Here is a 10,678-nt window from a genome sequence, read left to right on the forward strand (position 1 = left end):
GAAGTCTTATTCAGAACTCCCCCTCGAGGAAATCTTCACCAATATCAATACGACATTATACGCGCGGACGAACATGCAGATCGCTGCACCCCCTGTTTCCTGCATATAAATGCGGAACCCGGAGCTTGTTCTCCTGGGTGCCATTCCAACTGCACAGTTGCTCTTCCCTGCCACGTGCCAATTACTGGCGAACGATCTGAACCCTGCGTCAGGTCGACTAACAGCGGAATGACATCATGAAACAAGGTCCTGCAATTCCTCACCCCAGGATATTGTCGCTGTTGTCCTCGGCGATACTTCTAGCGCTTCTACCGACTGCCAATGCTGCCATGCGCACCGATGCCGAGGCCGATCGCCTGGCTCGGCAAACGGTTGCGCAGATGACACTGCTCGAGAAACTCGACTACATCGGAGGCACCGGCGGATGGGACGTCAAGCCGCTCCCCCGATTCGGCATTCCGCAAATCCGCGGCGCGGATGGCGGCCTTGGCCTGCGTTACACCAACCAGGGCAATGACCAGGGCGTCGGCTATCCCAGCGGCCCCTCGCTGGCGTCTACCTTCAACCTCGAGCGCGCGGTGGATTTCGGCCGCGCTCTGGGCTATGACACCGCGAACGGTGGCTATCACTACATCACCGGTCCCGGCATGAACATGTACCGCATGCCGTACGGCGGGCGTAACTTCGAGTATGTCTCAGGGGAAGATCCCTACCTTGGCGCTGGCATGGCGGCGGCCGTCATCAACGGTATCCAGTCCCGCGGAGTCTGGGCGGACGCAAAGCACTATGCGGCCAATGACCAGGAAACCAACCGCTTCACGCTCAATGAAACCATCCCGGAGCGGGTGCTTCGCGAAATCACCATGCCGCCATTCGAGTCCGCGGTGAAAAACGGCACCGTGGCACTCTTGATGTGCGCGTTCCAGAAGGTCAACGGTGAGTATGCCTGCCAGAACAGTCATCTCATCCGCCAGATCCTCAAGCGCGACTGGCGCTCCCGCGGCTTCGTGCAGACCGATTACAACGCTATTGTCGAAGGCGTCGCTGCTGCGCAAGCGGGTACTGATCTGGACATGCTGGCCGGCTCCCAGATGAATGCCGCGATCCTCTTGCCGGCCATCGAAAGTGGCGAACTCCAGGAGTCGACCATTGATGACAAGGTGCGCAGGATCCTGCGCCAGATCTACCTCTTCGGCTTCGACACCTATGTACCGCCCACCACCTTCGACACCCAGAGCCTGAACAGCAACCTCGCAGCGCTGAGCGTCGCCCGCGAAGGCATCGTGCTGCTCAAGAACAGGAATGGCCTGTTGCCGCTCGACAGCGCCCAGGTGCAGCGAATCGCGGTCATAGGGATGTTTGCCAAGTACGCGCCGCCGACCGGTTTCGGCAGTGCCTTCATCGAACCTTCCTACTACATCAGCGAGCTCAGCGGGTTGCGCCAAACGGCCCCGGGCGCGCAGGTGGATTTCCTGGACGGGCTGTCTCTGGACCCCGCCGCCACCGTATGGACTCATGACGACGGTACGGGCACCTCCGTGGACGGTGTGGTCGCCGAGTACTTCACCAATCCGACGCTGAACGGTACTCCGGCGGTCACCCGAACCGAGACTGGCGTCAACCTGGACTGGAATACCGATCCCGCTCCTCCCACCAATGGTGACACGGCCAACACCTCCGCGCGCTGGCGCGGGCAGGTCACGCCGACCGTCACGGGCGAACACGTGTTCAAGGTGCGCGCCGACGGAGCGTTCCGGCTCACGGTCAATGGCGCCGAAGTTCTCAACAACGGCACTGGCGATCCGTTACCCGACAACAGCATTCCTCCCACGATCCCCGAGTCGGTAAAGGTCAGCCTGGAGGCCGGTCAGACCTACGACGTTACACTGGAATACATCCGCCGCCCTGGCTACATCGGCGTGTTTGGCGGATTCACCGGGGTGCAGCTGAGCTGGGCATCGCTGGCAGCCCCTGCCGACCTTGCCGGCTACGATGCCGTAGTGGTGGCCGTGGGCAACAGCGCCGAGTACGAAGGAGAAGGCTGGGACCACATGTGGGAGCTGCCCGAGTTCCAGGGCCAGCTCGTGCAGAGCGTTGCGGCGGCCAATCCGAACACCATCGTGGTGATGCACGGCGGTACGGGCCTGAAGATGAACGACTGGGTAGACCAGGTAGGCGGCGTGCTTCACGCGTTCTATCCGGGTCAGAACGGCGGCCAGGCACTGGCCGAGATCCTGTTCGGCAGCGTCAACCCTTCGGCGAAGCTGCCCATCAGCCTGGAGCGCAATCTGGAGGACAACCCGCTCTACTCAAGCTTCCCCGAGTTCGACAACTTCGGCACCATCGTCGAGACGAGCTACGCCAACGACCTGTTCCTGGGCTACCGGGGCTACGATCGCCAGGCCAACAAGGCGCTGTATCCGTTTGGCTACGGGCTTTCGTATACCACGTTCGCCTACTCGAACATCGACGTGTCGCCCCCTGTTGCATTCGGAAGGCCGATCCGGGTTTCGTACAACGTGACCAATACCGGCCAGCGCGCCGGGGCGGAGATTTCGCAGGTGTATGTCGGGGCCCGGCATGCGCCGGTCGACCGGCCTGAAAAAGAGCTCAAGGGCTATAACAAGGTCACGCTCGAGCCCGGCGAAACACGCCGCGTCACCGTGCAGCTCAATGGGCGGGCGCTCGCCTACTATCAGCCGCGCGAGCGGGCCTGGGTAGTCGACGACGATGTCTTCACGGTGTCGGTCGGCGCTTCTTCGCAGGATGTGCGGCTAAGGGCAAGAGTGTTCAGCCCGTTCCGGCAGGAACTGCCGGTTACCTCGAGCAACCCGCTGGCGCCGGACGTGGTGCGTACGGTCGAGATAACCGACCGTCCAGACCCGACCGGCACCTTGCTGGAGCAAGTGTTCGATCCACCAGACGAGGGTGAAGGAGGTGGCGCGTACGAGGATTGATCTCCTCGTTGGTGGAGCGCTGGCATGGGTGCCGAAATCTGCAGCTCGTCAGGAGCCGTTCTTCAGCTCAGATACCGGTGCGCGCGCAAATGCTCCACCAACTGGTCAATGAACGTACGCACCTTGACCGACCCGTACTTGCTTTCGCGGTGCAGTACATGGATCGGCCAAGGTGCTTCCTCGAAGGTCTCTAGGACGACCTGCAGGCGTCCTGCGGCCACCTCCTCGGCGACCTGATAGGACAGCAAACGCGCGATGCCGAAGCCGCCAGCGGCGGCCACGATGGCGGCGTCATTGCTGGTAACGGTCAAGCGCGGCTTGATGCGCAGGGAAACCGTGTCGCCGTCGTGCTCGAATATCCAGTCCAGCCGCGGTGAAACGCCACTGGCGGCGATCATTGAATGCCGGGCCAACTCGCCGGGATGCGATGGCACTCCGTGACTGTCCAGATAACCCGGTGAGGCACAGAGCAAACGGCGCACCTGGCCGACATGCAGGGCCTTGAGACCAGAGTCGGGCAGAGGGCCGATACGGACGGCGACATCCATTCCCTCCTCCACCAGGTTGACGACTCGATCCAGAAAGTACGCCGATACGTCGACCTCGGGATAATCCTGCAGGTAACGAACGATACACGGCATGACAAACGCCTTGCCGAACAGCAGCGGCGCGGTCACCGACAGGTTGCCCTTGGGCGCGGCGTTGACGCCGGCCGCCGCTTCATTGGCCTCTGCAATACTGGCCAGGATATCCCGCGTGTCCTGCAGGTAGCGCCCCCCCGCCTCGGTCAGCCGCACGCTGCGAGTGGTGCGCAGCAGCAGCTTGACACCCAGCGACGCTTCCAGCGTGCCCACGGCACGAGTCACCGCCGCAGGCGAGATGCCCAGACGGCGGGCAGCGGCGGCGAAACCTTCCAGCTCGCCCACCGCCACAAATACTTTCATCAGGTGGATCTGATCCATGCGCCGCCCCTGCGGTCATCGCCTCGGGTGGGATTATGGCGCCAATTCCTGGAAAGCCCAGCGCAGCGACACAGCCGCGGGACGCCACACCACGTGCTCGACCTCCAGCGACCACACCCGCTCGGCACCTTCGAAGGCGGCGGTCAGCGAGCTGTCCTGCAGCACCTCCGCTCGCCCGCTCAGTTGCAGCAGGTCGCCGGTCGCGAAGTCGACGAACAATAGTCCGGCCACCGGGTTGAGCAGCAGGTTGCCCAAGGTGTTGAAGTGCAGGTTGCCCGCATAGTCGGGGATGGTCAGACGGTTGTGTTGCACGCGGACGAAACCAGGGGGGCCGCCACGGTGTGACACGTCCACCGAGCGCCCGCCGCCGGCCTGCTCGATATAGCTTGCGACGAAAAAGGTGTCTGCGCGCTCGATCATTGTGACTGCCCGCGCATTCAGTGCCGTGGCGTCCTCACGGGGACCTGCCGGCTGGTCGACGCGGGTATACGCGCGTCGATGGATATAGCGGGGGCAGTTACCGAAGGCGTGCTCTACGGCCAGGTCAAGATAACCGTCAACGTGCCGGAGGGTGCCGTTGAGGCGATTTCGCCTGCGGCTGTGCAGTTCAATTCCGAGCAGGCCGATGGCAGCCATGGGGATGAAGCCCGAAGCGGCGGGGTCATCCTCGTGCGCGGTGGCCGCAATCCGCAGGCGCCTGGGTTCGGGAGAACTCATGAATCCCTCCGGGCCCTCGATCAGCGTTGCCCACGGCTTGCCTTGGGCGTCGACCGTGCCTGCGATCACGAAGGGCAATTGCTGGTAGAACGCGCGATGCTGATCCGGCATGTGATCGCGGATGATCTTTGCGCCTATTTCGTCCATGCGCAGGGACACGCCGGCCGCTTCCTGCAGCTTTTTTTCACCCGCGTGCCACGGTGATTCAGGATGAGCTGGGAACATGCTGCAACTCCTCGGGCGAAGTGGCTCAGACTGCGGCCTGCAGGCCGGCGGCAGTGCGCGCCATGGGCACGAAGCCGGGCAGCGCCTCGACGCGCGCCAGCCAGGCGCGGATGTGCGGGTACGGCTCCAGCGAGACATTGCCTTCAGGCGCGTGGGCGATGTAGGAGTAGTTGGCGATATCGGCAATGGTCGGAATCGAGCCTGTCAGAAACGGGGTCTTGGCCAGTTCGCTGTCCATCACCTTGAACAAACCGTGGGCGCGGCCCATGACCTCTTCTGGGTTGAACGGCGCGCCGAACACGGTCACCAGGCGGGCTGCGGCCGGACCATAGGCGACCAGCCCCGCCGCCACCGACAACCAGCGCTGCACCCGCGCGGCAGCGACGGGCTCCTCGGGTAGCCAGCGGCCTTGGTCGTAGGTCTTGGCGAGATAGACGAGTATGGCGTTGGAGTCGGCGACGACCGTACCGTTGTCATCGATTACCGGAACCTGGCCGAAGGAGTTGAGGGCCAGAAAGCCAGGCTGCCTGTGCGCACCGTTGGCGAGATCGACCAACACCGTTTCGCTGGGCAGGTTCAGCAGCGAAAGCATCAGCTTTACGCGGTGGGCGTGGCCGGACGTGGGAAAGTCATAGAGCTTGATAGGGTCAGGCATGGACTGAGGCTCCTGGCTGGCGAACGGGATGCGATGAGACAAGTCATGCTGTATCCGTTCGCTAGCGGAGGGAATCCTCGTGTTCAGCAATCCATAATTTCGCTGGCCGAAATAATCGCGAGCGGGCAGCTTCAGAAGCGATGTGAGTTGTGTTGATAACGGTACAACGCCTTCGCCGCGTCGATGACCTGCGGCACGCAATCTTGCAGCTGCTCTGGCGTCATGGCGTCGAGCAGCTCGAAGTTGTCCTCGAAGCCATGCAGGGAAATCACGCTCAGTTGCTCGGCCTGCTCGAGAGGCAATTCGCCCCACCCCGCCACCTGCACGCCGCGCATGTATCCGAAGCACCACTCCTCCATGACAGTCACCGGGCCCTCTTCGTCCAGCGACTCCTCGAAGAGTGGCTCGAAGCTATCGAGCTCACTGGCAAGCTCGCTGGCTACGTCGCTAGCGAAGCGCAGCATCAGCGCGGTATAGGCCTCTTCGTCGGACGGCGTCTTGAACTTCGGGACCTTGCCGCCGCTGGCCACCGGAAGCCAACGCTCCGGCGTCACCCGTGGGACCGAACTGGCCAGCGCCGTGAAAAAGCCATGAAGCTCCGCGATGTTGAGCACGGAGAGGTCGTTTCCGTATTTGATCAGCAGGTCTTCGAGGCGATCGAGTTCTTTTTCAGTGAGCGCGGGTAGCATGGGGCGGGTATCCATAAGATGAAATCTCCGAGCACCCTAGCACAAGCGCGCGGTCGAAGACGGCCCTCGGCAAATACCCGCCCGTGCCCTCGGGCTAGACCGGGGGCGCCAGGATGCGATCGATGTCACGGACCAGATCACACCCCAACAGCAGCCACATCAGCACCCGGCACTTGCGCGGACAGAGCGGCCCGGCCATTCGCACACCGCGCCTGAGCAGGTCTATCTCGCCGCCAGCGAAGCCATAACCGTGAGTGGCGGTCGGACCGCTGCCGGTTCGGGTCGCCACGACCACGCACAGCTCGCGGGCGATCGTCTCAAGCGGCTGCGCCCAGCTTGCCGGGACATGGCCGGCACCGAACCCGCCAATCACCAGGCCCTCATACCCCAGGCCAGCGATCTGCTCCAGCAGCTGCGTGTCACCATCCAGGCAGGCTTCGAGCAAGGCTACCCGATGGGCCGTACGCCGGGGCAGCGGCAGGACGACCCGAGGCAGGGAGGCACTGAGTAGACTGCACGTCCTTCGACCACCCGCCCCTGCGGCCCGAAGCCGAGTGAGGCGAAGGCAGCGACCGCCAGGCTGTACACCTTGCGCACGCGGGCGGCGGCATGAATCTCGTCATTCATCACCACCTGCACACCCCGCCCACGGCTGGAGACCGCTAGCGCCACTTGCGCCGCCGCCAGCAGGTTGGCCAGGCCATCGCCTCCCGGCTGGCTGGCCGAGCGCATCGCCCCGGTCAGCACCAGAGGCGCCTCAAGGGGCCAGAGCAGCTCCAGAAAGTAGGCCGTCTCCTCAAGGCTGTCCGTACCCTGGGTCAGCACCACCGCCCGCGCGCCCTGCCCCACCGCTTCTTCGGCGAGGGCCAGGCTCTTGAGGAGATTGTCTTCGCGGTGTTCCAGCCCGACCTGCGGGTCGAACTGGATGACGGCGACCCGGGCGGGGCTGACAGGGTTGGCATGGTGGCGTCCTTTTTATCGTTATTGGAAGGAACGCCAGTTAAGCCAGTCTTTTAGTACCGCAACTAGTCAGCCAGATCTGAGTGAGGGGGACGAAATTTCTGAGGCCGTTGAAGGGCGTGTCGAGCGGGCTGTTTATCCAGACCAAAAAAAATGGGGCCGCGATGCGGCCCCATTTTTAAACCCCGACGGCTGATGCCGGGGCTGACTTCCTTACACCGCCAGCGCGCGCTCGCGCAGCTCGCTGTTGAGGATGCGGTCGTTCTCGGAGTAGTCGACCGGGCAGTCGATCACGTGAACGCCTGGGGTCTTGATGCAGTGCTCCAGCAACGGCAGGAAGCCTTCGGCGCTTTCCACGCGATGGCCGTTGGCACCGTAGGCTTCGGCGTACTTGACGAAGTCAGGGTTGCCGTAGTCCAGGCCGAAATCGGTGAAGCCCATGTTGGCCTGCTTCCAGCGGATCATGCCGTAGCCGTCGTCACGCAGGATCACCACGGTGATGTGCATGCCCAGGCGCACGGCGGTTTCCAGCTCCTGGCTGTTCATCATGAAGCCGCCGTCGCCACACACCGAGATCACCGGGCGGTCCGGATAGACCAGGTGCGCGGCCATGGCCGATGGCAGGCCCGCGCCCATGGTCGCCAGGGCGTTGTCGAGCAGCACGGTGTTGGGCTTGTGTGCCTTGTAGTTACGGGCGAACCAGATCTTGTAGATGCCATTGTCGAGAGCAACGATGCCTTCGGAAGGCAATGCGCGGCGGATGTCGGCAACCAGGCGCTGTGGGTAGACCGGGAAACGGTCATCGTCGGCGCCTTCGGCGATCTGGGCTTCGTTGGCTTCGCGGATGGCCATCAGCCGGGTGAAATCCCAGTGCGAAGTGTCGGTCAGTGCTTCACCGAGCTGCCAGACGGTGTTGGCAATGTCGCCGATCACTTCGATCTGCGGGAAATACACGGCATCCACTTCCGCTGAACGGAAGCTCACATGGATGACTTCGGTGCCGCCACGGACCATGAAGAACGGCGGCTTCTCGATCACGTCGTGGCCGATGTTGACGATCAGGTCGGCGGCCTCGACGGCGCGGTGAACGAAGTCACCGGACGACAGCGCGGCGTTGCCGAGGAAGCGCGGGTGGCGCTCGTCGACCACACCCTTGCCCATCTGGGTAGTGATGAACGGGATGCCGGTCTTGTCGATCAGCTGCTTGAGGACCTTGGCGGTCATCTTGCGGTTGGCACCGGCACCGATCACCAGGATCGGGTTGCGCGCGTTGCGCAGTTTCTCGACGGCAGCTTCGATGGCCTTGTGTTCGGCCAGCGGACGGCGGGTCAGGCTTGGCGGGATCGGCAGGCTGTCGGTCTGCTCGGCGGCGATGTCTTCCGGCAGCTCCAGGTGCACAGCGCCCGGCTTTTCTTCTTCAGCCAGGCGGAACGCTTCTCGCATACGAGCCGGGATGTTGTCGGCCGAGGCGAACTGGTGGGTGTACTTGGTGATGGGCGCCATCATGCCGCACACATCAATGATCTGGAAGCGGCCTTGCTTGGACTTCTTGATCGGCTTCTGGCCGGTGATCATCATCATCGGCATACCGCCGAGATAGGCGTAGGCGCTGGCGGTGACCAGGTTGGTCGCGCCAGGGCCGAGGGTCGACAGGCTGACGCCGGTCTTGCCAGTCAGGCGGCCATAGGTGGCGGCCATGAAACCTGCAGACTGTTCGTGGCGGGTGAGCACCAGCTTGATCTTCGACTTGCGCAGGGACTCGAGCAGGTCGAGGTTTTCTTCACCGGGAATGCCGAACACATACTCGACACCTTCGTTTTCCAGGCATTGCACAACGACATCGGCGGCCTTGGCCATCTTGCTTGCTACCTCAAGTGATACTGCAGTGATGAATCCAGGAATGCTCAGCGCGGTGCGCTGACGTCAGTCTGTCCAGAGGCAAGCAATACCTGCGAACAAATCCTTGACGCAGGCAATGCGCTGTCAAGTCACGTTTTTTCCAACCTCTCGCCTGGATCAAGCTGATGAACCCGTCAAAAGCCCGACCAGAGGCACGATCACCAGGGTTGTGAGCACCATGGACAGTACATTACCAACAAAGACCGGCATGGAGTGCGGCAGTCTCATGTTGATGGCCACCGCCAAGGGTGGCGCTACCAGCGCACCGAACCCCGCGCTCAAGGCGACGACCTGCCATTGCCCACCCAGGTTCAGCACGGCAGCGGGTACGACTGACACAAGGGGCAGGTATGTGGGATACCAGCCATGTCGCTTCCACTGCTGGCGCCATAGCATTACCCCAAGCAACGAAGACAGTGCCTGGCCGATGATGATCTCGTGCAGCAGGTAGGAGCCATAGGCCGGACTCGCTGGGGACAACGCATAGGCCGCCAGCACCCCGAACAGCAAACCAAGGCTGGCGATCTCATTGCCTAAAAACAGTGCCTCGCTAAAGTCAGCCAATACGCGGCGCAGTGTCCAGAGTACCCCGTAGTTGGATGCTGCCTCATCGTGCAATCGACATGCGCTTGCACGATTGAAAAGCCGCAGCGCTCTCCTCATCCATGGCATGCGCTTGCAGAGGAGGAATCCGAGCGCGCTTGCGACGGCCATGCCGCCGAGATTACCGATCACCAACGGCAACCCGAGGGGGTAGCAAAGATAATTGACCAGCAGCAGGCTCGCTGGGGTCACCAACGCGGCTCCAAGAACGGCGCCGGTGAGGGATACCCTCCAGCCACTCCCGAATACGAGTACAAGCGCGGCGGGTAGCGAAACGAAAGCGACATAGGTGGGCTGCCAGATTCCGCTGCGCAGGGTCCAGCCCCACAGGACATGGCTGAGCAACAGCGAGAGCAGCGAGCTGGTGACCAGCCAGGGCCATAGACCGCTGCCATAACAAATGGCAAAGCCTTGCCAACGGCGGCCTTGGCGATGCGCGGAGTGGGCCAGCCATGCACCCAGGAGCAGGCCCAAGGCGGGCAGCTCATGCTTGTAGAACATTACTTCGCTGATATCGCCGACGATCCAGCGCATTCTTTCGAAAGGCTCGTTGATATTAAGCAGCATGTAAGCGTAGTAGGACCAGCCATCGAACCACTGTTGGGCACGGCCGGTGAGCACTTCGATGAGGAGCACTGAAAAGATCGAGATGGACACGCACAGCAGGAGCTGGGAGAAAAAGCCGTGCCTTAGAGAGTCGGTGTCGTTGTCCAAGCATGCATCCTCGTTCGATTTCTGGAGGACACAGTAGAGCTGGCACTTGGCTATCTTGGACAGTCAGGCGCTTCCGATAGATTTGCAGGAAACATCCGTTACTGACTGACCGGTGGCCGCCTTGTTTGGCGTAGGAATTTTAGAAGTCAAAAGCCGGCAACATTGGCGCGCGGAAAAGACAAAACCCCTACCTGCTCGCGCAGATAGGGGTTTTGCGAAATGAATCTTGACGATGACCTACTCTCACATGGGGAAACCCCACACTACCATCGGCGATGCATCGTTTCACTGCTGAGT

6 protein-coding genes and 2 pseudogenes are annotated in these 10,678 nt (G+C 62.3%); 1 reads left to right on the forward strand and 7 read right to left on the reverse strand.

The window, feature by feature from the left end; all coding sequences use genetic code 11:
* The first annotated feature begins 236 nt into the window (after positions 1-236).
* On the forward strand, positions 237-2,957 hold the full coding sequence (locus tag AC0ZZU_RS22315) for a beta-glucosidase H (protein WP_476343445.1): 2,721 nt from the start codon (positions 237-239) through the stop codon (positions 2,955-2,957).
* A 62-nt stretch (positions 2,958-3,019) separates the two neighbouring features.
* On the opposite strand, the gene AC0ZZU_RS22320 is transcribed toward AC0ZZU_RS22315, so the two are convergent.
* From AC0ZZU_RS22320 to AC0ZZU_RS22350, 7 genes and pseudogenes are all read right to left on the reverse strand, one after another.
* On the reverse strand, positions 3,020-3,919 hold the full coding sequence (locus tag AC0ZZU_RS22320) for a LysR family transcriptional regulator (protein WP_476343446.1): 900 nt from the start codon (positions 3,917-3,919) through the stop codon (positions 3,020-3,022).
* A 36-nt stretch (positions 3,920-3,955) separates the two neighbouring features.
* Positions 3,956-4,861 (reverse strand): annotated as a pseudogene (locus tag AC0ZZU_RS22325) (pyridoxamine 5'-phosphate oxidase family protein); the annotation flags it as partial.
* Between the two features lie 25 nt (positions 4,862-4,886).
* Positions 4,887-5,516 carry a glutathione S-transferase family protein gene (locus tag AC0ZZU_RS22330; protein ID WP_476343447.1) on the reverse strand — a complete coding sequence of 210 codons (630 nt, stop codon included), beginning with the start codon at positions 5,514-5,516 and terminating at the stop codon, positions 4,887-4,889.
* 131 nt (positions 5,517-5,647) lie between these two features.
* Complete coding sequence (locus tag AC0ZZU_RS22335; protein WP_476343451.1) at positions 5,648-6,205, reverse strand: UPF0149 family protein; 558 nt, start codon at positions 6,203-6,205, stop codon at positions 5,648-5,650.
* Between the two features lie 94 nt (positions 6,206-6,299).
* A pseudogene (locus tag AC0ZZU_RS22340) lies at positions 6,300-7,132 on the reverse strand (asparaginase domain-containing protein).
* 246 nt (positions 7,133-7,378) lie between these two features.
* A complete protein-coding gene (locus tag AC0ZZU_RS22345) occupies positions 7,379-9,022 on the reverse strand; it encodes an acetolactate synthase large subunit (protein ID WP_476343448.1) in 1,644 nt (547 codons plus the stop codon).
* Positions 9,023-9,181: 159 nt separating this feature from the next.
* Positions 9,182-10,333, reverse strand: a complete 1,152-nt coding sequence (locus tag AC0ZZU_RS22350; protein WP_476343452.1) for a hypothetical protein — start codon at positions 10,331-10,333, stop codon at positions 9,182-9,184.
* Positions 10,334-10,678: the final 345 nt, after the last annotated feature.

This window comes from Pseudomonas sp. JE3303, from assembly GCF_056312565.1.